This window comes from Pseudomonas sp. SL4(2022), from assembly GCF_026625725.1.
Lineage (GTDB): Bacteria > Pseudomonadota > Gammaproteobacteria > Pseudomonadales > Pseudomonadaceae > Aquipseudomonas.
The window spans coordinates 3,040,927-3,067,591 of the sequence record NZ_CP113060.1 but is presented as its reverse complement, the minus strand read 5'-3'; the positions used below and the strand labels follow the sequence as shown (position 1 = coordinate 3,067,591).

Below are 26,665 nucleotides of genomic sequence, written 5' to 3'. Positions count from 1 at the left end.
GGATACGGCTGCTAGGCTGCCACGAGTTTTATGCAGACAAGGAAATAGACCATGGCTCTTCGTCACGCCCTCGCCAGCCTTAGCTTTCTCGCCCTGCTGGCCGGTTGCAGCTCACCGCCGCCCGCCCAGCCAACCGCCGAAATCAGCGGCGACTGCGATGTCGAGCAGGTGCACGGCGTACTTGGCAAGACCGCCAGCGCCGAACTGATCGAGCAAGTGCAGCAGCACGCCAACGCCAAAACCCTGCGCGTGCTCGCCCCTGGCGACGCCGCGACCATGGATTACAACCCGCAGCGTCTGAATATCGATATCGATGAAAGCGAAGTGATCATCCGCCTGACCTGCGGTTGAGTGCACCCTGACACGCGAAAGCGCGTGCCAGGGTATTGAGCCTCAGTAACGGTAGTTCCCGGCGCTGATGGCCACTTGCAGCTCGCGGGTCAGTGGCACGTAGCGATCAGATCCGGGCAGCCAGGCATACAGCGGATCGCTGCAGCGGTCGAGGTCGTAGGCCTGCTCCTTCAGCGGCGCTTTCTTGTGTTTGAAGGTGCCAGTGGTTTCCATTGCCGCGCTCAGCCTTAAGAACAGCGGCACGGCGTAGGCCGGCAGCTCCTGGCGCACGTGCGTGAGCAGGGCCTGGAAATCAAAATCCTCTGGCGCACAGGCCAGACGGATGCAGGCCATGCCAGCACGGCCATTGGTGTTGGGCACCTCGACGCCATAGACCACGGCCTCGCTGACCTCGGCCACGCCATCAAGCACCGCCTCGACCTGAGTGGTGGAGACGTTCTCACCCTTCCAGCGAAAGGTATCGCCCAAGCGGTCGACAAACTGCGCATGGCGAAAGCCCATGTCGCGCATCAGGTCGCCGGTGTTGAACCAGGCGTCACCCGGTTCGAACACATCACGCAGGATGCAACGCTCGGTGTCGCGCGCGTTGGTGTAACCATGGAACGGCGACTTGTCGGTGATCTTGCCCAACAGCAAGCCCGCCTCGCCTTTGGCTACACGCTGCAGATGGCCGTTCTCACGCAGCGGCGCCTCGCGCTCCTGGTCGTAGCGGACGATGGCATAGGGATAAGGCGAGAAGCCCACGGTGTTGTCGAGATTGAGCAGGTTGGTGAAACCGATGTTGCCTTCACTGGAGGCATACAGCTCGACCACCCGCTCGACCGCAAAGCGCTGTTTGAACGCCTGCCAGATGCTCGGGCGCAGGCCGTTGCCGACCATCACGCGGATCGGATTGGCGGCGTCGCTGGCGCGCGCGGGCTGGTCGAGCAGGTAGCGGCACAGCTCGCCGACATAGCCGAAGGCGGTCGCCCGATGCCGCTCCACGTCATCCCAGAAACGGCTGGCGCTGAACTTGCGCACCATGATCAGCGCCGCCTGACCGGCCAATACCGAACCCCAGCACACCACCATGGCGGTGCCGTGATAGAACGGCAGGCTGACGTACATGCGGTCCTCGCGGCCCAGGCGCACAGCCGCGAAACCGAAGGCACCATAGCCCTTCATAAAGCGCCCGTGGTTGAACACCACGGCTTTCGGCAGGCCGGTGGTGCCAGAGGTGTAGATATAGAAACAGGGGTCATCAGCGCGTACTGCGCGTTCCAGCCACGGCGCATCGACGGGATAGCCCTGCAGCGCGGCGGCCGGGTGCTGCCAGCCTGCGGGGGCCTCGCCGGGATCACGCCAGGTTGGGCGATCGGCAAAGTAGTGGCAGGCATCGGCAGGCAGTGCCACCTGCGCCGCGATTTCCGTGAAAGCCTCCAGCAGTTCCTCACCCACCAGCACCATGCGCGGCGATGCCAGGCTGATGCTGTGGGCCAGCACGCGGCCGCGCTGGCTGCTGTTGATCAGCGCGCTGACCGCACCGAGCTTGGCACAGGCGACCACCCCGGCGAGCAGCTCGAAGCGGTTCTCGAACATCAGCGCCACGCTGTCGCCCTGGCGTAACCCCTGGGCACGCAGATAGTGCGCCAGCTGGTTGGCCCAGCGGTCGAACTCGGCGTAACTGAGCTGCTCGTCGCCCTGAATCAGCGCCACGCCGTGTGGATTGTCGCGGGCCGCCGCCTCAATGCAACTGGCCAGGCTGACGGGGTAGTCGCCACGGCTGCGATTGCCAATATGCAGTCCCTTGACGATCGCGGGCAGGTCGACCAGCAGACGGGGCAAGCGAGACAGCAGGCGGGGCAAGGTGATCAGGTCAGCATGACTCATGGCGCAGGACTCCAGGCGGTGCGAAGCACTCGATGTTGTTTGCCGGCCAATCTAGCCGCTCGCTGCTGTGCGTTTAATAGCCAGCGGTTGCATCACTGTGGCAATTTGTCTCACCGGCGACGCACAATCGCCTGACCCTGGTTGGAAAAGGACGCCCCATGCCACTGACCCACACACCTAGCGCAACCGCTTCACAGTTGCTCGATCTGTACCTGTCGCTGCAGGGGTTCGACCTGGCCGGCCCGGATGACCTGGACGAATTGGGCGTCGAGCTGGAGCAGTTGAAAAACCTGGAAATGCGCGTGCCGGTGCGTTGGGCCTTGCACCTCTGGCAGCGCGCCGCCAGTCGGGGGGCACGCGCGGAGATTGGCCTGCTGGTTGGCCAGCAGCGCGGCCTGCACACCCGCGGACCGGTTGCCCACCTGGCCGCGCAGAGCGCCACGCTGGGCGAGGCCATTGAGCTGTTTCGCCGCTTTATCCCGGTGATGAGCGAGGGCGAAAACCTGCGCGTTGAATCACTTGCCGGGCGGGTGCGTATCCACTTCCTGTTCAATGCGCCGCTACTCGGCCACCCCGTCGTCAGCGAGCACAGCCTCAGCTCCGCACTGTGCTGGGCGCGTCAGCTCACGGGAGTGCGACTGATGCCGCAAGCGGTCGGTTTTCGTCATACACCACTGGCGCCCCCAGCGATCTATCGACAGGTGTTCGGGGTGCCACCACGCTTTGCCGAGACCTTCGATTACCTCGACCTGCTGGAGAGCGATCTACAGCTGGCCGTGCTGGGGGCCAATGCCTATCTCAAGGACCTGATGCAGCAACGCGTGAGTGCCATCCAGGCCCAGTTACCCACACAGCACAGCACCCGCCTGCAGGTGCTGCAGTTGATCGAGCAGAACCTGCTCAGCGGTGATCTATCGGCAGACGGGATAGCACGGCACCTGGCCATCAGCCGGCAAACCCTGCACCGGCACCTGCGCACAGAAGACTGCTGCTTCTCAGACCTGTTGACCCTGGTGCGCCGCCAACACGCACTGCAACGTCTGCAGCAACCCGGTTGTAGAGTCGAGGCGCTCAGCCGTGAACTGGGTTTCAGCGAGCCAAGCGCCTTCTACAAAGCCTTCAAGGGCTGGTTTGGCCTGTCGCCGAAAGCCTACCAACAACAGGTCGCTGGCGAGTCGACAGATTTAACTAAGCCCCGCAGACCGGGCATACTGGCGCACCTGTAAACCAGTCGGCCGCCCGTTTCCATGCGTATTCACGTCACCTTTATCGACCGCGTTGGCATCACCCAGGAAGTGCTGGCCCTGCTCGGCGGGCGCAACCTCAACCTGGATGCGGTGGAGATGGTGCCGCCCAACGTTTATATCGACGCCCCAACCTTAAGCCCCGAGGTGCTTGATGAACTGCGCGAGGCGTTGTTCAAGGTACGTGGCGTGCAGGCCGTGACCATTGTCGACATCCTCCCCGGCCAGCGCCGTCACCTGCAGCTCGATGCCCTGCTCGCGGCCATGACCGACCCGGTGCTGGCGGTCGACAGCCAGGGCCGTGTGCTGCTGGCCAACCCGGCGCTGATTGAGCTGTGCGGCCAACAGCCCGAGGGGCTGGGCATCAGTGAGCTGTTCGCTGACAACCCGCTGGAAGTGGAACTGCTCGACCAGGGCTTCCGTCTGCCGATGCGTGAAGTCACCCTCAAAGGCCAAGCGTTGCTGCTGGATGCGCAACCAATCACCGAAGGTGTCGACGGCAGCGCGCGGCACCTGGCCGGCGGCCTGCTCAGCCTGTACGCGCCGAGCCGCATGGGCGAACGCCTGGCGGCGCTGCACCATGATCACGCCGAGGGTTTCGACTCGCTGTTGGGTGACTCCGCACCGATTCGCAACCTGAAAACCCGCGCCCAGCGCGTCGCTACCCTCGATGCACCGCTACTGATTCAGGGCGAAACCGGCACCGGCAAGGAGCTGGTAGCGCGCGCCTGTCACGCTATCAGCATGCGGCGCACCGCGCCGTTTCTGGCGCTGAACTGCGCGGCATTGCCGGAGAACCTCGCCGAAAGCGAGCTGTTCGGCTACGCCCCCGGTGCCTTTACCGGCGCCCAGCGCGGCGGCAAGCCAGGGCTGCTGGAGCTGGCCAACCAGGGCACGGTGTTCCTCGATGAAATCGGCGAAATGTCGCCCTATTTGCAGGCCAAGCTGCTGCGCTTTTTAAGCGATGGCACCTTCCGCCGGGTCGGCGGCGAGCGTGAGGTCAAGGTCAATGTGCGCATCCTCAGCGCCACCCACCGCGATCTGGAAAAAATGGTCGGCGAAGGCGCGTTCCGTGAGGATCTGTTCTACCGCCTTAACGTACTCAAGCTGGAAGTGCCCCCCCTGCGCGAGCGCGGCCAGGACATCCTGTTGCTGGCGCGGCACTTTATGCAGCAGGCCTGCGCACAGATCCAGCGCCTGCCCTGCCGCCTGACGCCGGACACCTACCCGGCGCTTCTAGGTAATCGCTGGCCGGGCAATGTGCGCCAGCTGCAGAACGTGATCTTCCGCGCGGCGGCGATCTGCGAAAGCAATCTGGTGCAGATCGATGATCTGGATATCGCCGGTACCGCCGTGGCCGCGCAACAGGCCGAGGGCGAAGTCAGCAGCCTGGAAGCGGCAGTGGCCGAGTTTGAAAAGAATCTGCTGGAAAAGCTCTACCCCAGCCACCCCTCCACCCGGCAACTGGCAACCCGCCTGCACACCTCGCACAGCGCGATTGCCATGCGCCTGCGCAAATACGGGATTCCAGGCAAGCCGTAAACACGCGGCTCAGAAGGTGCCGTGCCGACCACTGCCATCCTTGAAGCGCTGCGCACCGGCCTGGGTTTCACCGCTGGCAATCACCGCCATGCCGCCCGCAAACTCGTTGGCCATGGCCTGAGCGAACGGCAGGTTCCATTGCGCATAGGCACTGGCGCGGTCAGCGAGCATGCAGCGCTGCGGGAAGCCGGCAATCTCCAGCGCCAGTTGCTGCGCGGCAGCCAACGCGCTACCGGCTGCCACCACCCGGTTGACCAGGCCCATGCTCAGCGCCTCTTCAGCCAACACCGGGCGACCGGTAAGGATCAGATCCAGCGCGCGGCCCTGGCCGATAATCCGTGGCAACCGCACGGTGCCGCCATCGATCAGCGGCACGCCAAAGCGCCGGCAAAACACCCCGAGCACCGCGTTATCGGCCATCACCCGCAGGTCGGCAAACAGCGCCAACTCCAGGCCGCCGGCCACCGCGTGACCTTCGATGGCGGCGATCAGCGGTTTGCTCAGCTGCATGCGACTCGGTCCCATCGGCCCGTCGCCCTCGGTTTCCAGGCGATTGGCACGCTCAGCGCCTGCGGCCACCGCACCCAGATCAGCCCCAGCGCAGAAGGTGCCGCCCACGCCAGCCAACACCGCCACCCGCGCCTGTTCATCCGCTTCAAAAGCCCGCAATGCCGCGGCCAGTGCCTCAGCCGTCGGCCGGTCGACTGCATTGCGCACCTCGGCGCGGTTGATGATCAAGATGGTGACCGGGCCGTTCTTTTCGATGATGACGCACATGACCTGCTCCCTAAAATGCCGAAGGCCGGCATTTAGCCGGCCTTCACCTTAAAGCCCTGGGCGGTGGAAATCAGCCTGCTGACCGATCTCCCCGTCAGAGTGGCGCAATCAGAGGGCGAACTTCTGCAGGTTGGCCATCATCTCTTTCATCGCTTCGATATTGTCCTTCGGATGGGCGGCGCCTTCGAAGTCGCAGATCTGCGCGAAATTGGCCGCCACATCTTCCGGGCTATAGCCTTCGCGCGGGTCGAAGCCGGCACCCAGGCTGCGTTCCCAACGCACTTTGCCCATCCAGCCGCCACCCACTTCGAACAGGCCGGAGGTTTCTTCGCAGGCATTGCTCGCCAGGTACACCACCAGCGGGCTGACCAGTTCAGGCTTGAGCTGCTCAAACACCTGCGGCGGAATCAGGCCTTCAGTCATGCGCGTACCGCCGGTAGGCGCGATGGCGTTGACCAGGATGTTGTTCTTGCGCCCTTCGAGGGCCAGGGTGCGGGTCAGGCCGTACAGGCCGAGCTTGGCCATGCCGTAGTTGGACTGGCCAAAGTTGCCGTAGATGCCCGAGGTGGACGCGGTGAAAATCACCCGGCCAGAACCCTGCTCCCGCATGTGCGGCCAGGCGGCGCGGGTGACCTTGTAGGCCCCCTCGACGTGCACTTTGTAAACCAGGTCCCAGTCGGCGTCTTCCATCTTGTGGAAAGTCTTGTCACGCAGGATGCCGGCGTTGTTGACCACCACATCGATGCGACCGAAGGTATCCAGGGCGCATTGCACGATCTTCTCGCCGTCGGTCACCGAGTCGTGGTTGGCCACAGCGGTGCCGCCCGCTGCGCGGATTTCCTCAACCACCTTATCCGCCGCCGAGGCATTGGCGCCTTCACCGTGGGTGCTGCCGCCCAAGTCATTCACCACCACCTTGGCACCGTGCTTGGCGAACAGCAGCGCGTGAGCACGGCCCAGGCCGCCGCCGGCCCCGGTGACGATTACAACCTGATCTTGAAAACGGATGGCGTCGCTCATGCAGCATTCCTCGGCAGATTAACAATGCGCCGAGTGTCCAGCAGACGTGCCCTGGTCACAATAGACACGAGCAGCGCTGAATGGTGCGCAATAAAGCAGCGGGATAGTCCGCTAAGGCAACCGCATAAAAGTGGCCTGTTTGTCGCGGCTACGACTGCATGGATGCAGGAGGTAGAGCGAAGCAGGATGCCAGAGCCGAAAGCCCCTCCCACGATTTATCGTCAGCAGACAGCAGGTCGTGGGCGGCGCTTCAGCGGCGAATGCTCAGGGGCTTCTGTTTCAGGCAGTGGCGATACGGATCAGACTCATGTGGTTGTACAGGTGCAGCACATGCGCTTGCGCGTAGTCGGCATGGCTGAGCGCGCCATAGGCGAAATGCGGTTGCAGTTCGCCTTGGTATGCGGCGAAATCGCTGAAGGCTTGCTGTAAACGCTGCAGCGCCTGGGCCAATGTGGCCGGCGAATTGAGCGCTGTGGCACCGGGGATGGCCTCATTCAGCGGATGGCGCATCGCTCCGCGCGCAGCAAACACGCTAAAGGCCAGCGGGCCGACGCTGCTGCGGAACCAACCGGGCTTGAGCTCGGGATAACCGCTGATGGAGTACTCGATGCTCTGCGCACAATGGTTGAACACCTCAGCCGGGCTCCAGCCTTTTACGCTCGACAGCGGTTTATCAACCAGCCCGGCCAACACCTGCTGCGCGCCTTCCAGGCTCAGGGCAGCGGGTGCCTCGCCACTGGGTAATGCCCAAAAGCCTGCGCCCAGAGCCGCCACACCGCCGAGGGCGGCACCTTTCAGAACTGTGCGTCGTTGCATCGTTTGGCCTCCAGCCGTTCACGGAATTGCAGGTAATGCGCCAGCACCTGATCCGGTGCTTCGGTCTGCGGGTAATGGCCGATCTGCTCCAGCAGCACAGTGTCCGGCTTGGCAATCAGCTCACGGTAACGCGCCACCATATGCGCCCCGGAAATCGGGTCGACTGCGCCATCGATCACCCGCATCGGCACCACCGTGGCCTGCATCGCGGCTAGCCAACGATCACGGTTGACGCGGCGCTCGGGCATGTAGCGGATCAAGCGGTGCATCACCGCAGGACCATTATGGGCGGCAATCAGGCTCCAGAAATCATCCAGCTCGCGGGCGCTTGGCTGGGTCTGCGGGCCGAATACCTTGGCAAAACTCTGCGCCAGTTTCTGACGACTGAACAGCCGGCCGATCAGCGGGCCGATGGGGCTGAGCAGCAGCTTCTGCACCAGCACCGGATGATGAGTTTCCGGAAACAGCCCGCCATTGAGAAACACACAGCTGGCCAGCGCGATACGCCCATCCTGATGCCGTGCCAGCAGTTCTTGCGCCACACTGTCGCCGTAGTCGTGGGCCAGCACATGCACTGGCTGACCAATCCCCAGATGCACCAGCAGCGCCTGTTGCAGATCAGCCTGTTCCAGCAGGCTGTAGGCATGTCCACGGGGTTTGGCCGAGTCGCCAAAGCCGAGCATGTCGCAAGCAATCAGCCGGTAACGCGCGGCCAGCGGCGCCCACAGGTAATGCCAGTCCCAACTGGCGGTGGGAAAGCCATGGATCAGCAGCAACGGCTCGGCAGCGGGGTCGCCCGCCATCCAGTAGCGAATAGGCTGACCGTTAAAGCTGAAGTCACGCCCCTGAGCGCGCCAGGCTTCAAGGGCGATACCAGGCAGCGCACTCATGCGGCGTAACCTGGCATCTGTTGATCCAGCTTGCGCAGCAGCGCCGGCCACGGCAAAGCGCCGCCCATGCCCTGCGGACTTTTCATCACGCCGGCAATCATCGCCCGGGCACCGTCGAGGACCTGTTGCGGGATATGGATCAGCTCCGCCCCGCCACTCTGCGCCATCACCTGAATCTCACAGGCGCGCTGCAGGGTGAACATGCCGAGGAAGGCATCGGCAATGCTGCCGAAAGCGGTGAGCAAGCCATGGTTGGGCAGGATCATAAAGTTCTTATCGCCCAGGTCCGCCTGCAGCCGCGACTTCTCGTCATGGTTCAGTGCCACACCTTCATAGCCGTGATAGGCCAGGCTGGCGAGAACGAACAGCGACTGCTGCGACAGTGGCAGCAAACCCTGCTTCTGCGCCGAAACGGCAATCCCCTGCGGGGTGTGGATATGCAGCACGCAACCAACATCGTGGCGCACCTCGTGCACGGCGCTGTGGATGGTGTAGCCGGCGGGGTTGATGTCGAACGGGCTGTCCATCAGCTTGTTGCCGGCCAGGTCGATCTTCACCAGGCTGGAGGCAGTGATCTCATGGAACATCAACCCGTAGGGGTTGATCAGGAAATCTTCGCTGCCAGGAATCTTCGCCGAGATGTGGGTGAAGATCAGATCATCCCAGCCATACAGGGCAATCAGCCGGTAGCAGGCGGCCAGGTCTACGCGGGTCTGCCACTCGGCTGCGGAAACCTGATCCTTGAGGCTGACAACAGGCAGTGCGTGGGCAACGGTCATGATGAATTCCTCGGCTTTTGTTATTGAAGTGCCCAGGAGTCTAGCGAGGGATGCCGCAAAGGTGAGTCGCTCTGGCGGCCAGCGTGGTGGCCTTGCAGGTCAAACCAGTTCGGGATGCAGCTGCGCGAGCAGGGGCCAGTCGCGCCGGGCCTGTGGGTCATCGCTGAGCAGCTGAAAGCCGGTAAAGTCGAAACCCGGCGTCACCGTGCAGCCCACCAGGGTAAACGCCCCGGTGCTGCGCGCCGCCTGCCAGGCATGCGCCGGCACCAGGCGCTGCGGCAATTGGCCAATGGCCACCGGCCCCAGGCGCGCGCACCGCACGGCATCGGGCTGCGCGGCCAGCAGCAGCTCCAGCGGCGCACCTTCATAGAAATGCCAGAGCTCGTCGGCATCCACCCGGTGCCAGCGGCTAACCGCGCCGGCGGGCAACAGAAAGATAATCGCCGTGGCGCACAGACGGCCGCCGTCCAGCTGCGCAGACGACTCGTACAGGCGGCGGTAATAACCACCCTCCGGATGCGCCTGCAGCTGCAGCGCCGTGATCAGTTCCTGCGCGCGCGGGTGCATCAGCCTTGCAACGCCACGATAAAGTCCGCCAGCCAAGGCTCGGCGTCGGCTTCCGGGGTCACGCTTTCGCTGCTGTCCAGGCGCAGCATCGGCTGCACCTCACGAATGCCCAGCTCGGCATACAGCTCGCGCACCCGCTCGCCGCCGCCGCAGAAGGTATCGCCATAGCTGGAGTCGCCGAGGGCAATCACCCCACCCGGCAGGCCGCTCCACGCCGGCAGATGATCACGGATGGCGTAGTACAACGGCTGCAGGTTATCCGGCAATTCGCCCATGCCGGTAGTCGAGGTCACAGCCAGAAAGGCTTCAGGAGCAAACGCCTGAAAATCCGCCAGACTGGCGCGCGGGTTGTGCCAGGCCTCATGGCCGGCGGCCTTGAGCAGACGCTCGGCGTGGCGGGCAACTTCCTCGGCAGTGCCGTACACCGAGCCGGAAAGAATGGCGATTTTCATGCAGAACTCCGAAACAGTCAGAACCAAATCGATAAGACCGGCATTATGCCGCAAGTAGACAGCCCGCCCGGATGTTTTAGAATGCAGCCGACATAGACTGGGAAATCGCCTCATGATCAACGCCAAACTGCTGCAACTGGTGATCAACGCCTCCAACGACGGCATCGTGGTGGCCGAACAGGAAGGTGATGACAACATCCTGATCTATGCCAACCCCGCCTTCGAAAAGCTCACCGGCTACGCCAGCGAAGACATTCTCTATCAGGATTGCCGTTTCCTGCAGGCCGGCGACCGCGATCAGGCCGGACTGGATGCCATCCGTGAGGCGGTCAAAGCCCACCGCCCCTGCCGGCAGATCATCCGCAACTACCGCAAGGACGGCAGCGTGTTCTGGAACGAGCTGTCGATCACCCCGGTGGTCAATGAGGCTGATCAGCTGACCTACTACATCGGCATCCAGAAGAACGTCACCGAGCAGGTCGAAGCGCAGGAGCGGGTCAAGCAACTGGAGGCTGAGATGGCCGTCCTCAAGGCCGAACTGGCACGCCTGCAGGCGACGACCGGCAGTAACTAATCCCCAGAGCAGCGGTCACAACAGCTTCAGAGCTTGATACAGACCGCCCCCATGCAAGAACAGGCACTCCTGACCCAGGCAGAACTGGCGTTTATCCGCCAGCTGCATCAACCCGGCACCACCGAGCAGCGCAGCCAACCGCGCCTGCCAGTAGACCTCGGCAAACAACTCAGCGAACTGCTGTCGCACTGCGCAGCCAATGAACAGCTGAGCCTGCATGCGCATATCGCCAATCAGCACCTGACCTTTGACCTGCGCCTCAGCCAGGACGAACAAAACGCGCCCTGCCTGCAACTCAGCGCCCCGCAGATTTTCGATGAAGGTGAAATCAACCGCGCCTGGCGCTCGCCCCTGCCCGAACCGATACCGCTGCATACGCCAAGTACACAACCGAGCGATCTATGGATTCACCAGCTGTCGATGAATGGCGCGCTGGTTGAACACCGTGGCACCGGCCAGCCACCTAGGCGTTTTCGGCGCATCCTGCCGGTAGGCGAACACCGCCCGGTTGCCGTGACCGGAACCTTCGTACGCGCCACCGAAGACGGCCTGCTGGCCTACCAGCTGCATACCCTCGACCGGCATAGCGACGAGCAGTTACGCCAGTTCATCTATCAGCAGCACCTGCAGCAGGAACAACGCCAGCAGGCCCGGAACGGCTAAACGCCCAAAGCAGAATGGCAGGCAAAAAAAGACCCGCAATCAGCGCGGGCCTAAGGTGCAGGCGAAGCGCCTGCAGCAGGGATAAAAAAATCCGATAACCGAAAATGGGCGGAACTGATGGCTACCGGATTGCGCAGTCGATTCAGGCAGCAAACTCCTCATCACTGAAGGCCATCAGGGTGGCTTTGCCGGCCTTGACCTCAGCCAACAGGCTGTCGGTTTCAGTCAGGATGCGGGCCATAAAGAAGTCAGCGGATTTAAGCTTGGCGCCGTAGAACAGGGTTTCAGTGCTGCCGGCCGCCAACCTGGCCTTGGCCACCGCAGCCATGCGCGCCCACATCCAGGCCAGGCTGGTCAGGGCAAACAGACGCAGATAAGGCGTGGCCGCTGCACCGGCCTGCTCGGGGTCTTTCATGCCTTCGCTGGCAATCCACAGCGTGGCTTGTTGCAATTGTTTAAGCGCTGCACCCACGGCAGACACATGCTCTGCCTCGGCATTGGCCTTGAGCCAGCCTTCAATCAGGGCAAAGTAATTACGCACGGCACGGCCGCCCCCTAGCCCCAGCTTGCGGCCAACCAGGTCAAGCGCCTGAATACCATTGGTGCCTTCATAGATGCGGGTAATCCGTGAATCGCGCACCAGTTGCTCAATGCCCCAGTCTTCAGTGAAGCCGGAACCACCCAGCACCTGCAGGCCTTCGTTGGCGCAGTTGAAGCCTTCGTCAGTCAGGAAGGCCTTGACCACCGGCGTCAGCAACTGCACCAGATCATCCGCCTGCTGGCGTACCGCAGGGTCTTCGTGATCATGGCCAACGTCTTCATGCAAGCCGGTGAAATAAGCCAGCGCGCGACAACCTTCGATCATCACTTTCTGGCGCAGCAGCATGCGCCGCACATCGGGGTGCACGATGATCGGATCGGCGGGTTTGTCCGCCGCTTTCGGGCCAGACAGTGAGCGACTCTGCAAGCGTTCCTTGGCGAAACCGAGACTGACCTGATAGGCAGTTTCAGCAATGCCGAGGCCCTGCATGCCAACCATCAGACGCGCCGAGTTCATCATGGTGAACATGCATTTGAGCCCCTTGTTCGGCTCGCCGATCAACCAGCCTTGAGCGCCCTCGAAGTTCATCACACACGTGGCCGAACCCTTGATGCCCATCTTATGTTCCAGGCCACCACAGAACGCCGGATTACGGCTGCCGTCTGCAAGGAACTTGGGCACCAGAAACAGCGAAATACCTTTCACGCTGTCCGGTGCATCAGGCAGTTTGGCCAGTACCAAGTGCAAGATGTTGTCGGCCAGATCATGTTCACCGCCAGTAATCCAGATTTTGGTGCCGCTGATGGCATAGCTGCCGTCCGCCTGCGGTACAGCACGGGTACGAATCAAGCCCAGATCGGTGCCGCACTGCGGCTCTGTCAGGCACATGGTGCCGGTCCACTCGCCACTGATCAGTTTCGGCAGATAGCGCTCCTGCAGGTCGCGCGCGCCGTGAGCGGTCAGCGCATTGATCGCACCGTGGGTCAGCCCTGGGTACATGCCCAGCGAGAGATTGGCCGAGCAGACCATCTCTTCAACCATCATGTTCAGCACGTGGGGCAAGCCCTGGCCGCCAAACTCCGGGGTACACGCCAGCGCGGTCCAGCCACCTTCGGCAAACTGCTGATAGGCCGCCCGAAAACCCTCTGGGGTTTTTACTGATTTACTCTGCGGATCATATGCGCAGCCTTGCTTGTCACCTGAGCCATTCAATGGGGCCAGCACGTTCTCCGCCAATTTGGCGGCTTCTTCCAGAATGGCGCCACCGAGGTCGTTTCCGAACTCGCGCTGACTAGGCAGCGACTGCAAGGTGGCATAAGCGTCGAGCACCTCGTCAAAAACGAAACGCATGTCACGAAGGGGTGCGCGGTATTGGGTCATGTCGCTGAGTCCTCAAGCTGTACAAGTGGATGCAAGCTATACACAAACAAACAATGTATAGCTTTTGTACAGACAAAAATCTCAAGCAGCAAGCTTTTCTTGTACAAGATGTACAAGTATAAAATTTCCGCGACCGGCAGTACGCACAGCGAGGCACAACCGTAAAGGCTGCGGCTGGGGTTTCAGAGCATTGACGAAGGGTTCAGGTATCCAGGTGACCCGCCAGGAATTGCTGCAGGCGCCGCTGCATCAGACGACCTTCATTGCCCAGACATGCAATCGGGGAACCCCTCAGGCTTTCCTCGGCCAGATCGGCGCCGTCACCCGCCATCACCAGTGGACAAGCCAGCGCCAGCGCCAGACGTGACAATACTTTGGGCAAGTCATCGCTGGGCGGTTGATTGGAGAACAGCACCAAGGCCTGGGGCTGCATTTTCTCGCAGATCAGGGTCAGCTCCTCCAGCGGCTGACCAAGACCCAGCACGCTGACGGCCGTATCAGCATTACTCAGCAGCAAGCCGGCGACCAGTAACTCCAGTTCACGACAGTGTCCGGGCAAGGCCGCGAGCAATACGCGATCTTCAACCTGGGTACGCAGTGCCTGCAAACGTTGCAGTGCACGTGCCCGAAGAAATGTGTCGAGAAACAGCCATTCGCTGGCCTGACCGTATTCATCCTGACGTAACAGCAACTCCTGCCAGAGCGGCATCAGGATGTCCTGAAACACCACTGGCAGCGGGTAACTGGAAAAAATCTGCCCGTACAGACGATCCAGGCGCAGCTCATCGAAGGCACTGATGGCTCGGCGCAACTGGGTCTGCCACTCCCCCCACTCGCCGGCGCTGACTTCTTCATAGATCGGCGAACTGGCAGCCTTGATAGGAGCGCTTTTGGCCAAAATCTTGCCAACTTTACTGACCGCCACACCGCGCTCAATCCACGCCAGAATATTGCGCACGGCTTCAATTTCAGCCTGGGAATAAAGACGATGACCGCTGTCAGTGCGGGTTGGCTGAATCAGACCATAGCGCCGCTCCCAGGCCCGCAGGGTCACCGGGTTGACGCCCGTAAGGCGCGCCACTTCGCGTATGGGAAAGAGCTCCTCCTGCTTGAGGGCACTCGAAACGAGAGACGACGCACCAACGAGATCGGACATGGGCGGAGGTTTCATAGGAAAAAGGGTGCGCGCATTGTAACTCAGCTATTTACGGCATACTTTGTACAAAACCTATACAAAGGCCTAGACAATGAACAAGCAACCGGTGTGGCCACTGACCCTTTACTACGACGGCGACTGTCCGCTCTGCGCACGTGAAATCCACATGCTGCGCCAACACGCCTGCGTAGAGCGCCTTTGCCTGGTCGACATCAGCCTGGCCGATTTCCACCCCGAAACCATCGGGCAAACTCGATCAGCCCTGCAAAACCGTCTGCACGCACGCTTCGCCGACGGCCACTGGGTCACAGGTCTGGATGCCACGCTATGGAGTTGGCGCGCCGCCGGCCTTGGCCGCTGGGCCACGCCCCTGACCTGGCCAGCATTACGCCCCCTTCTGGAACTGGCCTATCGACTGTTCTGCCAACTGCGCCCCCACCTCGGCTGGCTGCCACACCCCGACGGCAGCCAACGCTGCCGTAAGCAACAGTGCGACAGCACATCCACGCGCTGACGGGCTAGCGCAGGCGTAACCAAAGCCCAGGATCGGCCTCAAGCAATACAGGGCGACCGATGATTTCATCGTGACTTTCCGGCTGGAATAACAATACCTGACGCACCCCGCACCGCCGTAAACGCATCTTGAGTAGCGCCAGGTTGGGCCACAGCGACCGTCCAACGGCGTAATCCAGCATGCGTGCAGACCCGGCCCGACTGACGACACGCACCTGATAGCCACAGCAACGTAGCGTCAACACTTCAACATGCCGCACGCGTCCGCAGATCAGCGCCACACTCAGTTGCCAAGACTTCATCACCCACATACCTGTACAAGAAAACCAATCTTGTACACGATAAAAACAATTTTATTGAGCCTACCCCCGAAAAAAATATCGATACAACCCAATGAATTAGGGTGGAAAGCCATAAACAGCCAGTACCCTCACTCCCCACATGGTTGTACAAAGCCTATTGCTGGTATAACTTTACTCTTGGTTCAGTCGAGGCCGCGCCCTACTGGTCAGGTAACCCGGCGCAGCGTCGCTGGACCCACCCCTTATTTCCGTCGAGTCGATCATGAGCGCCAGCGCCGCCCCTATTCTGATAACCGGAGCCAGCCAGCGCATTGGTCTGTATTGCGCCGAACGCCTGCTGGATGACGGTCATGCAGTGATCATCACCTACCGCAACGAGCGCGACAGCCTCCAAGCACTAAGGCAGCGTGGCGCCTTGACCCTGCAGGCAGACTTTGCCAGCGAAGCCGGCATACTGGCATTTATCGAACGACTCAAGCGCCACACCGACAGCCTGCGCGCCATCGTGCACAACGCCTCCGACTGGCTGATTGAAACACCGGGAGAAGAAGCAGCCGCCTTCCAGCAGCTGTTCAGTGTGCACATGCTTGCGCCGTACCTGATCAACCTGCACTGCGCAACATTGCTGCACCACTCGACGCCCGCCGATATCGTGCATATCAGTGATGACGTGGCGCGCAAGGGCAGCGCCAACAGGCCGGCCTACTGCGCCAGCAAGGCCGGACTGGACAGTTTGACCCTATCGTTTGCTGCGCGTTTTGCCCCGCAGATCAAGGTCAACGGCATTGCCCCAGCACTGATCATGTTCAATCCGGACGATACCCCCGACTACCGCAGTAAAACCCTGAGCAAATCGGCATTGGGCATCGAACCCGGGCCACAGGTGATCTACCAAAGCTTGCGCTACCTGCTTGATAACCCCTACGTAACCGGCACAACTCTTACTGTCAACGGCGGCCGCCATCTCAAATGAACCCGGCCGCGAGGACCTTGCAATGACCCCTGAACTGCCCGATCACTACCGTGAAATTCTTCTTGGCGTCGGTGAAAACCCAGAACGCGAAGGCCTGCTGGACACGCCGAAACGTGCCGCTAAGGCCATGCAATACCTGTGCAACGGTTACCACAAGAGCCTGGACGAAGTGGTCAACGGCGCACTGTTCGAGTCCGATAACGATGAGATGGTGATCGTTCGCGATATCGAGCTGTACTCATTGTGCGAGCACCATATGCTGCCGTTTATCGGTAAGGCTCACGTCGCCTACATTCCTACCGGCAAGGTGCTCGGCCTGTCCAAAGTAGCGCGCATTGTCGACATGTACGCGCGGCGCCTGCAGATTCAGGAAAACCTCACCAAGCAGATCGCCGACGCGATCCAGCAGGTGACCAACGCTGCTGGCGTAGCCGTGGTGGTAGAAGCCAAGCACATGTGCATGATGATGCGCGGCGTGGAAAAGCAGAACTCGGTGATGACCTCCTCGGTGATGCTTGGAGCCTTCCGCGAATCCTGCAACACTCGCCACGAATTCCTGCAACTGATCGGACGGAGCAAGTAATGCCGAGACTGGAACCTGGGATGGCGCGCATCCGCGTCAAGGATCTGCGCCTGCGCACCTACATCGGCATCAAGGAAGAGGAAATCAACAACAAGCAGGACGTGTTGATCAACCTCACCATCCTCTACCCTGCCGCTGACGCCGTGCGTGACAACGATATCGACCACGCGCTGAACTATCGCACCATCACCAAGGCGGTGATTCGCCACGTTGAAGAAAACCGTTTCGCCCTGCTGGAGCGTATGACCCAGGAAATTCTCGACCTGGTCATGACCAATCCCGACGTGCGCTACGCCGAGGTGGAAGTGGACAAACTGCACGCCCTGCGCTTTGCCGAATCGGTGTCGATCACCCTCGCCGGCCACCGCTAGCCGATTCCCGGCGCGTCCTGCGCCGGGGCCGTTGCCGCCAGACGGGCATGCTTCTATCATCGCCGCCAACGTCTCCTCGCCTGCAATCAGAGAGCATCGCCATGACCGAGCAAGAACGTCTCGAACTTGAAGCCGCCGCCTTTCGCAGCCTGGTGCAACACCTGCGTTCCCGCCCCGATGTACAGAACATCGACATGATGAACCTTGCCGGCTTCTGCCGTAACTGCCTGTCCAAGTGGTTCAAAGCCGCAGCCGACGACATCGGCGTTGCCATCACCCCGGATGAAGCCCGTGAAGAGGTTTATGGCATGCCCTATGCCGAGTGGAAAGCCAAATACCAGAAGGAAGCCAGCGCCGAGCAGCAAGCCGCCTTCGATAAAGGAAAAACCCGCATGAGCCGTCTGATCGAGTTTCGCGCCAAGCTGCGCAATGAACACTTTACCTTCGCTGAAACCCTGGCATTTATTGCCGAGCACTACCAGTACCAACCAAGCGCATTCAGCAACGGTGATGTACACAACGCAGCCGGACAAAACGAAGGGTCATGCAAGACACTGGGGCTGGCGATCCTTGAAAACCTGAGCCTGGAAGAAGCCCTGCTGTGCTTCGGCGAGCATTACCGCAGCGTGCTGGCCACGCCAAGCGGCAACGACCATGGCAATATCCGCGCACTGATGAGCACAGGCCTGCCAGGCGTGCGTTTCGAACACGCCTCTCTGCGCCACAAGGCAGTATAAATATCTGCCCCATAGTAGCCAGAAGCCATCTTCTGCCGTCATACAGCATCTGCAAGCCATTGCCGGGTCATAAAACGTGCAATTGTCGGCAAAGGCTGACAGACACCACACGTGAATCACTCTAAGCTGCGCGCCATGAGACGAACGAGAACACCAGGGAAGGTGGTCCGTATAGTGTTATGGCCGCTCTTCCCAGGTTCACGCCCCTTACCTGGCTTGGAGTCGCTTTTATGCAGCAGACCCTGGTATGGAAACCCTGGTACAACCCTGGCGTGGAGAATCTGCGCCTGAACATTGATGAGCATGGCATCAACGCCACCAGCCATCTGATGCAAAGCCTGCGCGGCAATAGCATCGCCGCTACCTATGTCATCAACTGCGACCCGCGCTGGCGCTTTCGTCACCTGTGGCTGAAAGTGGACAACCATGGTCAACGCAGCCTCAATCTGAGGCGTGATATTCGAGGCAACTGGTTTCACAACGGCGAACCTCGCCCCGATCTCAGTGAATGTCAGCAAATCATGCTGTCCGACTCGCCCTTTACCCACACCCCAGCCCTGCAACGCTGCGCGCTGGAAACCGGCCAGAGTGAATCGTTACAGGTGGCCTATATCGACTTGCTGACCCTCAAGGTGGAAGCCCGCAGCCAGCGCTACCAGCGCCTGCGCGAAGAAGGCGGAAGAACCCTGTATCGTTGCGAAGCACAGGGCAGCAAGAGCCAGGAGCTGACCGTTGACGAGCACGCGCTATTGGTCAAAGCCAGCGATCAGTTTTTGCGGCTGAGTTCGCGGGACTTGAAGCTGAACACCTGGGTATAAGCCGAACGCAGAATGGAAAAGCCTCGAACCCATCGAGGCTTTGGATCGTGGACAATCACTATCCATACACTGAAAACACCATACCCAAGCACTCAGACCCTCACGTCAGCGCGCCAAGGGTCCTGGCTCCCGCCAGACTCCAATCCAGGCTGGCGTCCAACACTCACGCTGACTGATCAAAAAGACCCTCTGCCCTGTTCTGGCACGTCGCCCCCTCGGACGCGACCTGCATGAGACCCCGCGTATGGCTCCCGACTGCTCGGTAAATCCCGCTCATCATGCGTTCCTAGGGCTCAACCCGCACTGTCGGCGCTGACGCATACAGCAACACCAAGACGCAGCAATGCGCATCACCCAGATCCTGGACAATGGTATGCAGCAACGAGTGGTCGTCGTAGGCTTTCCAGGTGGCGTAATTCAACGGGTCAGATGCACCACCCGTACGTGCGTTGGCACGCTGGGCACGGGGGAGTGAATGGTGATCAGAGCTTCCAGGCGTAAGCGACACCCAGAATGTTCTGACTCATTTTCAGGTTGGCTTCACCGCCGCCAAAGGCTGCCGGAATGGAGCCATTGCCGTTGACCGCTTCCTCGAAACCGTGGGTGTAGGCCAGGCTCAGTTCTCCGTCCGCAGACGGCGCCCAGGTCAGGCCGACACTTAGGTGATCCTGAATGACGCCCGGAGCAAGAATGTTGAGGAACGTCTGATCTTTCTGCACTGGCTGACTGGCATGACTGATACCGCCGCGCAGGGTCAACTCGGGACTCAGGGCATAACTGGCTGCCAGTTTGTACACGGTGACGTCCTGCCAGCCAAAACCCGGACCATTCTTCGCGCCGAAGTTGTTACCGACAAATACCGACTGGATATCAAACTCGCTGGTCACGGAGCGCACGCTACCGTATTTGATTTCCTGCACGTCAGCGGCAAGCGTCAATGCCGGCGTGACCTTGTATGCCAACCCAACACCGTAGTTTTCCGGAATATCAAAACTGCCGCCATCGGCAAACAGCCCGGCATAGCGGTCGAACGCCTGGGCCTTGATCTTCGATGACCAGGCCAAGCCCAGTGTCAGGTCGTCGCTCAGTTGCCCTTGCCATCCCAGGCGCAACCCCCAGCCCGTGGACGTTTCATGATCACGTTCATTGAGGTTCCCGGCATCACTGGAGAAAAACGGATTGGCAAATGCACTCAGGCCCTTGGCGGCAAAGCGCTGATACACAAAGTTGACACCCACACCGATGGATTGATGCTCGGTGAACTTGTAAGCCAGCGATGGCGTGATGAACAACTGCGCAAGATCGACCCCGGCACTGCCAGTGCTGCCAAATGCACCATAAGGGTTCTTCTTGTAATCGGTGTTCATCCCGCCATTGCCGTATACCGCAACGCCAACACCCAATCGGTCATTCAGCTGTTTGCTATAGCCAGCCTCCGGCAAGAGGAAATACTTCTTCTCGTTACCGTCATATTTGCCGTTGGCACCAAAGCCGTTGCCTTCAATCTCGGCACTGCGGTCTGGCGAAAACAACGTTGCACCAAAATCCAGTCGATCCCCCACCCAAACTGTGCCAGCCGGGTTGTTGGCCGCCGCCAGCGCATCCTGCGGCTGTGCAATACTAACGCCCGCCTGCCCCTGCGCCTTGATGCCATAACCGTGCACAAAGTAACCGTTGGTCGCGCCTGCCTGAGTGCTGACTGCGCCACCCAACGCAACCAGTGAGGCGAGTAAAACCTTGTTTTTCATTATTCCTGCTCCCAATGCCAAGGCCGGGCTGGCCTGCCAGGAAGCAACTATTAAACAAAATACATATTGTTTAATAATAATAAAAACCAATATATTTATACGAACAAGGAATAACAACCTAGACGCAGTCAATCTGCAGCCTGGGCGTTGCGTGAAAAGCGTGGATCAGGGTTTTGGGCAGTAAAGCTCGTAAAGGGTGCCCAGTAGCTGCATAACTTTCATGTCTTTGACGGAGTAGAAGATCCGCTTGCCCTCGCGACGGGTATCAACCAACCCTTCGGAACGCAACACCCCCAGTTGCTGGGAGAGATTAGGCTGCTGAATCCCGAGCAGCTCTTCCAACTCACCAACTGAGCGCTCGCCTTGACTCAACTGACAGAGCAGCATTAATCGGTCCGGATGGCTCAGAGAGCGCAAAGTACTTGCAGCCTCAGTGGCTGCCGAGCGCATCAACTGAATATCCATTGGTACGTGAGCTTCTCGCTGATCAGGTTGGGGGACAGTATAAGAAAATTAACTTCTTTTCTAAAAAATCATCGTCACAACACGCAGGCGTGCACGGCGGTCACGAACCTGCGCGATTTTCCATGACTGGCCCCGTCGGGGCCAGCAGCAGAATGGCGTTCTCGTGCATTAATTGTATCCGGTCACAATCTGTTGCCTTACTCGTCATTTACTGACCGTCGAGATAACGCTCCACATCCAGCGCCGCCATGCAGCCGGCACCGGCCGAGGTGATGGCCTGGCGGTAAACGTGGTCAGCCACATCACCGGCAGCAAACACGCCGGGAATGCTGGTAGCAGTGGCATTGCCTTCGCGACCGCCGTTGACCACCAGATAGCCATCCTTGAGCGCCAGCTGCCCCTCGAACAACGAGGTGTTCGGCGTGTGGCCAATGGCGACGAACAGACCATCGACGCTCAGCTCATCGAAGCTGCCATCGTTGTTCTTCACCCGCACCCCCGTCACGCCCATGCTGTTGCCGAGCACTTCATCCACCTCGGCGTTGAGCTTGAGCACGATCTTGCCTTCGGCGACCCGCGCCAGCAGCTTGTCCTGCAAGATCTTCTCGGCGCGGAAGGTTTCGCGGCGGTGCACCAGGGTTACCTTGCTGGCGATATTGGCCAGGTACAGCGCCTCCTCCACCGCCGTATTGCCGCCACCGACCACCGCGACTTCACGGTTGCGGTAGAAGAAACCATCGCACGTGGCGCATGCGGAGACACCCTTGCCCATAAAACTTTCTTCGCAGGGCAAGCCCAGGTAACGGGCGCTGGCACCGGTAGCGATGATCAACGCATCACAGCTGTAGGTGCCGCTGTCGCCGACCAGGGTGAACGGCTTGCCGGCCAGGTCCACAGCATTGATATGGTCATAGACGATCTCCGTCTCGAAACGCTCGGCATGCTCCTGCATACGTTGCATCAGCGCAGGCCCGGTCAGGCCATGCACATCACCGGGCCAGTTATCCACCTCGGTGGTCGTGGTCAGTTGGCCGCCGGCCTGCAGGCCGGTAATCAGCAAGGGCTTGAGATTCGCACGCGCGGCATAAACCGCCGCACTGTAGCCGGCAGGGCCGGAGCCCAGAATGATTACGCGGGCATGACGATCAGCAGACATCAACAGCTCCTCCCGGCAATGCCGGCAGCAATAAAAAGGGACTTTCGCGAGGACCTAGGGGAAGGCAGTAAGGTCGAAAGCCCCACAAAGGGATGCCGCGCAGCCTATGCCTGCCCGACGCACGGCGGAAATATGCTTTGCCAATACCTTGTATAGGCAAGCGCTATGACACCGACAGACAATCGTTAGCGCCCGTTGCAGAGGCTTTCACCTGCCACACAAAGCCGGTAAGGTCGGCGCGACTTCAACCTCCTGGAGACGCCTCCCATGCACGCGCCCGTGCTGACCGGCCCGCAATACCTCAGCGAAGGCCTGAAACTGGTCCTTAGCCCCGGCCTGCGGCTGTTTGTGCTGCTGCCGCTGACGATCAACCTGATCCTGTTTACTGCGCTGATTGTGGTTTCCATGCAGCAGTTCAGTGGCTGGGTCGAGACCTTTATGCCCAGCCTGCCGAGTTGGCTGAGCTTTCTTGAATACGTGCTGTGGCCATTGTTTGTGGTGCTGGTACTGCTGATGGTGTTTTTCACCTTCACCCTGCTGGCCAATATCATTGCCGCGCCGTTTAACGGTTTTCTCGCTGAGAAGGTCGAAGTCGTAGTGCGCGGCCAGGATGATTTTCCGCCCTTCAGCCTGGCTGAACTGACCGCCATGGTGCCGCGCACCCTGAGCCGCGAGATGCGCAAGCTGGGCTACTTTCTGCCGCGCGCCATTGGCCTGCTAATCCTGAGTTTTATCCCGGTGGTCAACCTGATCGCCGCGCCACTGTGGCTGCTGTTTGGCGTGTGGATGATGGCGATTCAGTACATCGACTACCCGGCGGACAACAACAAGATGAGCTGGGACGACATGCTCGCCTGGCTGCGGGAGAAGCGCTGGCAGAGCCTGGGCTTTGGCGGCATCACCTACGCCGCCCTGCTGGTGCCGGGGCTGAATATCCTGATGATGCCGGCAGCCGTGGCCGGCGCCACGGTGTTCTGGGTGCGTGAGCGTCAGGAACAGGCGCTGACGCCCGCCCCCTGAGTCATCACCCCGCAGGTTAGCTGCGCTCCAGCACCACGCGCAGCGCCTGCATTGAGGCCTGGGATTCGCGCTCAATGCGCCGGCTTAGCAGCAGACGATTGGCCAAACGCATCAGCACACCGTCGAAGCCGTATTCCAGAGTGCGGACAAACTCGCAACCGCCCTCTACCTCCACACATTCATAAGTCAGCAGCAGCGCCAGACCGTGATCACCACGAGCGCTGGCCTGCCAGCGACGCGCCGGCTGGTAGTCGAGTACATCCCAGCGCAGATGCCCGGCGCGGCCACCGGCGTGAATGTCTTCCTCAAATACCTCACCGGCGAGCAATGCACCCTCTCGACCATAGATGCGCAGTGAGGATGGATGCCATTCGGGCCAATGCACCGGCGCAGCGGCATAACTCAGCACGTCATCCGCCGGGCGGGTGAGGCGAATGCGATGCTGCTGGCGGTTCTGCTGGTACGTCGGCTCTGGTTCCCAGTGCAGGGTGCCGTACAACCAGTCCATCAATGGATGGACGATGCCAAAGTTGCGCGCATGCATCAGCTCACGGCGATGGTGCAGCGCATGCAGGCGGCGCATCTGGCGAATCCACGGCAACCGCGCGACGGGGTGCTCGGCCGGTAGATGCTCGCAGGCGTGCACCACTTCATAGCTCATATACCCCAGCAGCATGCTGCCGGCGAACAGCGCCGCCAGGTTGCCGTCGAGGTGCGCCAGCACCCACCAGATACCCAGCAGCGGCAGGCTGTAGAGCACGATCAGCCAGGCCGGAAAGAGGATCACCCGCCAATCACGCGGTGTCTCGTAGCGCATCTGGCCTTCGACGAAAAAGCTGTGGTGATCACCCGTGTGACGCTTGTAGAACAGCTGGCCGAAGCGCGTCTTGTTGTGCCCCAGGCGCTTGTGCACCTGATACTCGCCCCAGCTGAAGAACACCAGAGTCAGCGGTACCAGCAGCCACTGCCAGGGCGCCACTGCGTCCAGCGTGCGCCACAGCAGGCCGATGCAGGTCAGGCCGTAGGCCAGCACAAAGGCGGCATGCAGCCAGGGGTTGTACAGCGGGTGGATGGCATCCCGATAACGTGTGCGGAAAGCCTGGGCATTGTCATTGTTATAGGCCACGGCATAACTCCTGTGCAGATTGACAGCAGTCTAGGCGCGGCCAGATCATTCCGATAATGGATATTCAGAAAGAGCATTATTCTTGATAACGAATTTGCGTCAGCTCGACCTCAATCTGCTGCTGGTTTTCGATGCCCTGATGCAGGAAGGCAACCTGACCCGCGCCGCCGAACGCCTGCACCTGAGCCAGTCGACGGTGAGCAACGCCCTCGCCCGCCTGCGCCAGCAACTCGGCGAAGAGCTGTTTCTGCGCACCGCCCGGGGCCTGACGCCCACCGCCCGCGCCCAGGCTTTGTATCTGCCGGTACGTCAGGCTTTGCGCCTGCTGCAGACCGGCCTGGGCCCGGCCGAGCCGTTTGATCCACAAACGCCACACGCCTTCAGCCTATCCCTGAATGACTACGCACAAGCTGCGCTGCTGCCCATGTTGCAGGCACACCTGGCACGTCACGCCGCGCAGGTCGAGCTTTTGGTGCAAGCCGATGATGCCGACAGCCTGGTACAACGTCTGGAAAGCGGTGCGCTGGACCTGGCTATCGATTACCTGCACTTCGACTCACCCGACCTGCATTACGCGCCGCTGCGCGAAGAACCGCTGGTGGCCATCGGCCGCGCCGGCCACCCGGCCTTTATCGGCGGGCTGAGCCTGGAGGATTACCAGCAGGCGCGACATATCACGGTAACGCCGCGCGCCGGACGTGGCTCGCCGCTGGAGATCGTCCTCGGCTCGGCCAGGGTGCGCCGGCAGGCGGCGCTGCATTTGCCCAACTACCTGCCGATCCCGGCCATCGTTGCCCAGACCGACCTGCTCGGCACCGTGCCCGCGCGTCTGGCCGAAGCCTTCGCTCCGGTGCATGCGCTGGAAATCGCGCCGCTGCCCTTCGATATGCCACCGGTGCAGGTCAGCCTGATCTGGCATCAGCAACAGCACCTCGACCCGGCGCACGCCTGGCTGCGCCAACAGCTGATCGAACTGCTCGACTGAAATACAAACGCAACCAAAGCGTCACAGTCATTACATAGCGGCAGCGGACACTGCTGCCATGAGCACAGCTTCCCTGCATATCGCGCTGATCAGCGAAACCTTCCCGCCGGAAATCAACGGCGTGGCCAACACCCTCGGGCGCCTGGTCGACGGCTTGCGTGGCCGTGGCCATCGCGTGCAACTGGTGCGTCCGCGGCAGAACGTCGACCCACGCGGCGCGGCCGATCAGGACCTGCTGCTGACCCGTGGCTGGCCGCTGCCCGGCTATCCCGGTTTGCAGTGGGGCCAGTCGTCGGTGCACAAGCTGCTGCGCAACTGGCAACGACAGCGCCCGGATGTGCTGTATATCGCCACCGAAGGGCCGCTGGGCCTGTCCGCCTTGCGCGCAGCGCGGCGCTTGCGGATCCCGGTAGTCAGCGGTTTTCACACCAACTTCCAGCAGTACACCGGGCATTACGGCTTTGGTCTGTTAACCCGCCTTTTGACCAATTACCTGCGCTGGTTCCACAACCGCTCGCAGATGACCCTGGTGCCCAGCGTCAGTCAGCAAATCGAGCTGCACCGCCGTGGTTTCGACAACCTGGAACTGCTTTCGCGGGGCGTCGACAGCCAGCTGTTCCACCCGGCCAAACGCTGCGCAACCCTGCGCGAGCGCTGGGGCCTGGCAGAACAGGACATCGCCATCCTGCATGTCGGCCGCCTGGCGGTGGAAAAGAACCTGGCCTTGCTCAGCAAGAGCTTTCAAGCGCTGCAACAGGCGCACCCGCAGCGGCGGCTGAAACTGATTGTGGTCGGCGATGGCCCACAACGCGCCAACCTGCAGCAACTGCTGCCGGATGCGGTGTTCTGCGGCCTGCAGCGCGGCGAAGCGCTGGCCGCGCATTACGCCTCGGGCGATCTGTTCGTGTTTCCCAGCCTCTCGGAAACCTTCGGCAATGTGGTGCTCGAAGCCCTGGCTTCAGGCCTTGGCGTGGTGGCGTTTGATCAAGCGGCGGCCGCACAGCATATCCGCCACGGGCATAACGGCGCGTTGGCGGTGGCCGAGGACGAACAAGGCTTTATCGACGCCGCCAGCTGGTTGCTGACCGACCACGAAGGCCTGCGCCGGGTGCGCCTGAATGCGCGACTGCATGCCTCTCGCCAGGGCTGGCCGGCGATTGTCGAGCTGTTCGAGCAGCAGCTGCGCAGCGCCATGCAACCTGTGCAAGCGTTACCAGCCGGCAGAACGCAACATTAAAAGAGGAACG

Annotated in this window: 29 protein-coding genes and 1 pseudogene; 15 read left to right on the top strand and 15 right to left on the bottom strand. The window is 61.0% G+C overall.

The window, feature by feature from the left end; translation table 11 throughout:
• Positions 1–51 precede the first annotated feature (51 nt).
• Positions 52–351 carry an I78 family peptidase inhibitor gene (locus tag OU997_RS14465; protein WP_108489698.1) on the top strand — a complete coding sequence of 100 codons (300 nt, stop codon included), beginning with the start codon at positions 52–54 and terminating at the stop codon, positions 349–351.
• Positions 352–393: 42 nt separating this feature from the next.
• Here OU997_RS14465 and OU997_RS14460 read toward each other — a convergent pair whose 3' ends face one another.
• The gene (locus tag OU997_RS14460) at positions 394–2,220 is read right to left on the bottom strand and encodes a long-chain-acyl-CoA synthetase (RefSeq protein ID WP_267807224.1); all 1,827 of its coding nucleotides are present in this window, start codon (positions 2,218–2,220) and stop codon (positions 394–396) included.
• Positions 2,221–2,378: 158 nt separating this feature from the next.
• On the opposite strand from OU997_RS14460, the gene OU997_RS14455 reads away from it, so the two are divergent.
• Together OU997_RS14455 and OU997_RS14450 are read left to right on the top strand one after the other, a co-directional pair.
• On the top strand, positions 2,379–3,446 hold the full coding sequence (locus tag OU997_RS14455) for an AraC family transcriptional regulator (RefSeq protein WP_108489700.1): 1,068 nt from the start codon (positions 2,379–2,381) through the stop codon (positions 3,444–3,446).
• 21 nt (positions 3,447–3,467) lie between these two features.
• Positions 3,468–5,006, top strand: a complete 1,539-nt coding sequence (locus OU997_RS14450; protein WP_108489701.1) for a sigma-54-dependent transcriptional regulator — start codon at positions 3,468–3,470, stop codon at positions 5,004–5,006.
• Positions 5,007–5,015: 9 nt separating this feature from the next.
• On the opposite strand, the gene OU997_RS14445 is transcribed toward OU997_RS14450, so the two are convergent.
• The 7 genes from OU997_RS14445 to OU997_RS14415 all read right to left on the bottom strand — a co-directional run bounded on the left by OU997_RS14445 (position 5,016) and on the right by OU997_RS14415 (position 10,307).
• The gene (locus OU997_RS14445; protein WP_267807222.1) at positions 5,016–5,783 is read right to left on the bottom strand and encodes a crotonase/enoyl-CoA hydratase family protein; all 768 of its coding nucleotides are present in this window, start codon (positions 5,781–5,783) and stop codon (positions 5,016–5,018) included.
• A gap of 108 nt (positions 5,784–5,891) precedes the next feature.
• Complete coding sequence (locus OU997_RS14440) at positions 5,892–6,803, bottom strand: SDR family oxidoreductase (RefSeq protein ID WP_267807220.1); 912 nt, start codon at positions 6,801–6,803, stop codon at positions 5,892–5,894.
• Between the two features lie 279 nt (positions 6,804–7,082).
• Complete coding sequence (locus OU997_RS14435) at positions 7,083–7,619, bottom strand: DUF1569 domain-containing protein (protein WP_267807218.1); 537 nt, start codon at positions 7,617–7,619, stop codon at positions 7,083–7,085.
• Entirely contained in the window at positions 7,598–8,509 is a 912-nt protein-coding gene (locus OU997_RS14430; RefSeq protein ID WP_267807216.1) for an alpha/beta fold hydrolase, read from the bottom strand. Before OU997_RS14430 ends, OU997_RS14435 begins: the two co-directional genes overlap by 22 nt.
• The gene (locus OU997_RS14425) at positions 8,506–9,288 is read right to left on the bottom strand and encodes a class II aldolase/adducin family protein (RefSeq protein ID WP_108489704.1); all 783 of its coding nucleotides are present in this window, start codon (positions 9,286–9,288) and stop codon (positions 8,506–8,508) included. Before OU997_RS14425 ends, OU997_RS14430 begins: the two co-directional genes overlap by 4 nt.
• Positions 9,289–9,387: 99 nt before the next feature.
• Entirely contained in the window at positions 9,388–9,855 is a 468-nt protein-coding gene (locus tag OU997_RS14420) for a cupin domain-containing protein (RefSeq protein WP_108489705.1), read from the bottom strand.
• The gene (locus OU997_RS14415) at positions 9,855–10,307 is read right to left on the bottom strand and encodes a flavodoxin (protein WP_108489706.1); all 453 of its coding nucleotides are present in this window, start codon (positions 10,305–10,307) and stop codon (positions 9,855–9,857) included. The genes OU997_RS14420 and OU997_RS14415 overlap by 1 nt, the downstream gene beginning before the upstream one ends.
• A 112-nt stretch (positions 10,308–10,419) precedes the next feature.
• On the opposite strand from OU997_RS14415, the gene OU997_RS14410 reads away from it, so the two are divergent.
• Complete coding sequence (locus OU997_RS14410; RefSeq protein ID WP_108489707.1) at positions 10,420–10,881, top strand: PAS domain-containing protein; 462 nt, start codon at positions 10,420–10,422, stop codon at positions 10,879–10,881.
• Positions 10,882–10,932: 51 nt separating this feature from the next.
• Complete coding sequence (locus OU997_RS14405; protein WP_108489708.1) at positions 10,933–11,544, top strand: hypothetical protein; 612 nt, start codon at positions 10,933–10,935, stop codon at positions 11,542–11,544.
• 142 nt (positions 11,545–11,686) lie between these two features.
• On the opposite strand, the gene OU997_RS14400 is transcribed toward OU997_RS14405, so the two are convergent.
• Both OU997_RS14400 and OU997_RS14395 read right to left on the bottom strand, forming a co-directional pair.
• Positions 11,687–13,465 (bottom strand): acyl-CoA dehydrogenase C-terminal domain-containing protein, encoded by a 1,779-nt coding sequence (locus OU997_RS14400; RefSeq protein WP_267807212.1) that lies wholly within the window; start codon positions 13,463–13,465, stop codon positions 11,687–11,689.
• 202 nt (positions 13,466–13,667) lie between these two features.
• On the bottom strand, positions 13,668–14,621 hold the full coding sequence (locus tag OU997_RS14395) for a MerR family transcriptional regulator (protein ID WP_108489710.1): 954 nt from the start codon (positions 14,619–14,621) through the stop codon (positions 13,668–13,670).
• Between the two features lie 91 nt (positions 14,622–14,712).
• Between OU997_RS14395 and OU997_RS14390 the strand changes: the two genes are divergently transcribed.
• The gene (locus tag OU997_RS14390) at positions 14,713–15,135 is read left to right on the top strand and encodes a thiol-disulfide oxidoreductase DCC family protein (protein ID WP_108489711.1); all 423 of its coding nucleotides are present in this window, start codon (positions 14,713–14,715) and stop codon (positions 15,133–15,135) included.
• Positions 15,136–15,139: 4 nt separating this feature from the next.
• Here OU997_RS14390 and OU997_RS14385 read toward each other — a convergent pair whose 3' ends face one another.
• Entirely contained in the window at positions 15,140–15,436 is a 297-nt protein-coding gene (locus OU997_RS14385) for a hypothetical protein (protein ID WP_146180653.1), read from the bottom strand.
• Positions 15,437–15,698: 262 nt separating this feature from the next.
• On the opposite strand from OU997_RS14385, the gene folM reads away from it, so the two are divergent.
• The 6 genes and pseudogenes from folM to OU997_RS14355 all read left to right on the top strand — a co-directional run bounded on the left by folM (position 15,699) and on the right by OU997_RS14355 (position 18,918).
• Complete coding sequence (gene folM, locus OU997_RS14380; protein ID WP_267807209.1) at positions 15,699–16,409, top strand: dihydromonapterin reductase; 711 nt, start codon at positions 15,699–15,701, stop codon at positions 16,407–16,409.
• Between the two features lie 22 nt (positions 16,410–16,431).
• The gene (folE, locus tag OU997_RS14375; RefSeq protein WP_108489714.1) at positions 16,432–16,992 is read left to right on the top strand and encodes a GTP cyclohydrolase I FolE; all 561 of its coding nucleotides are present in this window, start codon (positions 16,432–16,434) and stop codon (positions 16,990–16,992) included.
• Positions 16,992–17,363 carry a dihydroneopterin triphosphate 2'-epimerase gene (gene folX, locus OU997_RS14370; RefSeq protein WP_108489715.1) on the top strand — a complete coding sequence of 124 codons (372 nt, stop codon included), beginning with the start codon at positions 16,992–16,994 and terminating at the stop codon, positions 17,361–17,363. The genes folE and folX overlap by 1 nt, the downstream gene beginning before the upstream one ends.
• 101 nt (positions 17,364–17,464) lie before the next feature.
• Positions 17,465–17,749, top strand: a pseudogene (locus OU997_RS14365) (DUF1244 domain-containing protein); the annotation flags it as partial.
• Between the two features lie 6 nt (positions 17,750–17,755).
• Complete coding sequence (locus OU997_RS14360) at positions 17,756–18,100, top strand: HopJ type III effector protein (RefSeq protein WP_108489717.1); 345 nt, start codon at positions 17,756–17,758, stop codon at positions 18,098–18,100.
• A gap of 230 nt (positions 18,101–18,330) precedes the next feature.
• Entirely contained in the window at positions 18,331–18,918 is a 588-nt protein-coding gene (locus tag OU997_RS14355) for a putative glycolipid-binding domain-containing protein (protein WP_108489718.1), read from the top strand.
• Between the two features lie 482 nt (positions 18,919–19,400).
• On the opposite strand, the gene OU997_RS14350 is transcribed toward OU997_RS14355, so the two are convergent.
• The 3 genes from OU997_RS14350 to trxB all read right to left on the bottom strand — a co-directional run bounded on the left by OU997_RS14350 (position 19,401) and on the right by trxB (position 22,287).
• On the bottom strand, positions 19,401–20,666 hold the full coding sequence (locus OU997_RS14350; protein ID WP_267807208.1) for an OmpP1/FadL family transporter: 1,266 nt from the start codon (positions 20,664–20,666) through the stop codon (positions 19,401–19,403).
• A 165-nt stretch (positions 20,667–20,831) separates the two neighbouring features.
• The gene (locus OU997_RS14345) at positions 20,832–21,131 is read right to left on the bottom strand and encodes an ArsR/SmtB family transcription factor (RefSeq protein ID WP_108489719.1); all 300 of its coding nucleotides are present in this window, start codon (positions 21,129–21,131) and stop codon (positions 20,832–20,834) included.
• A 208-nt stretch (positions 21,132–21,339) separates the two neighbouring features.
• Complete coding sequence (gene trxB, locus OU997_RS14340; protein WP_267807207.1) at positions 21,340–22,287, bottom strand: thioredoxin-disulfide reductase; 948 nt, start codon at positions 22,285–22,287, stop codon at positions 21,340–21,342.
• Positions 22,288–22,554: 267 nt separating this feature from the next.
• Here trxB and cysZ point away from each other — a divergent pair, with 267 nt between their 5' ends.
• A complete protein-coding gene (cysZ, locus tag OU997_RS14335) occupies positions 22,555–23,307 on the top strand; it encodes a sulfate transporter CysZ (RefSeq protein WP_108489721.1) in 753 nt (250 codons plus the stop codon).
• A 16-nt stretch (positions 23,308–23,323) separates the two neighbouring features.
• On the opposite strand, the gene OU997_RS14330 is transcribed toward cysZ, so the two are convergent.
• Complete coding sequence (locus OU997_RS14330; RefSeq protein WP_267807206.1) at positions 23,324–24,433, bottom strand: sterol desaturase/SRPBCC family protein; 1,110 nt, start codon at positions 24,431–24,433, stop codon at positions 23,324–23,326.
• Between the two features lie 82 nt (positions 24,434–24,515).
• On the opposite strand from OU997_RS14330, the gene OU997_RS14325 reads away from it, so the two are divergent.
• Both OU997_RS14325 and OU997_RS14320 read left to right on the top strand, forming a co-directional pair.
• On the top strand, positions 24,516–25,418 hold the full coding sequence (locus tag OU997_RS14325) for a LysR family transcriptional regulator (RefSeq protein WP_267807205.1): 903 nt from the start codon (positions 24,516–24,518) through the stop codon (positions 25,416–25,418).
• A gap of 58 nt (positions 25,419–25,476) precedes the next feature.
• Entirely contained in the window at positions 25,477–26,655 is a 1,179-nt protein-coding gene (locus OU997_RS14320) for a glycosyltransferase family 4 protein (RefSeq protein ID WP_108489724.1), read from the top strand.
• Positions 26,656–26,665: the final 10 nt, after the last annotated feature.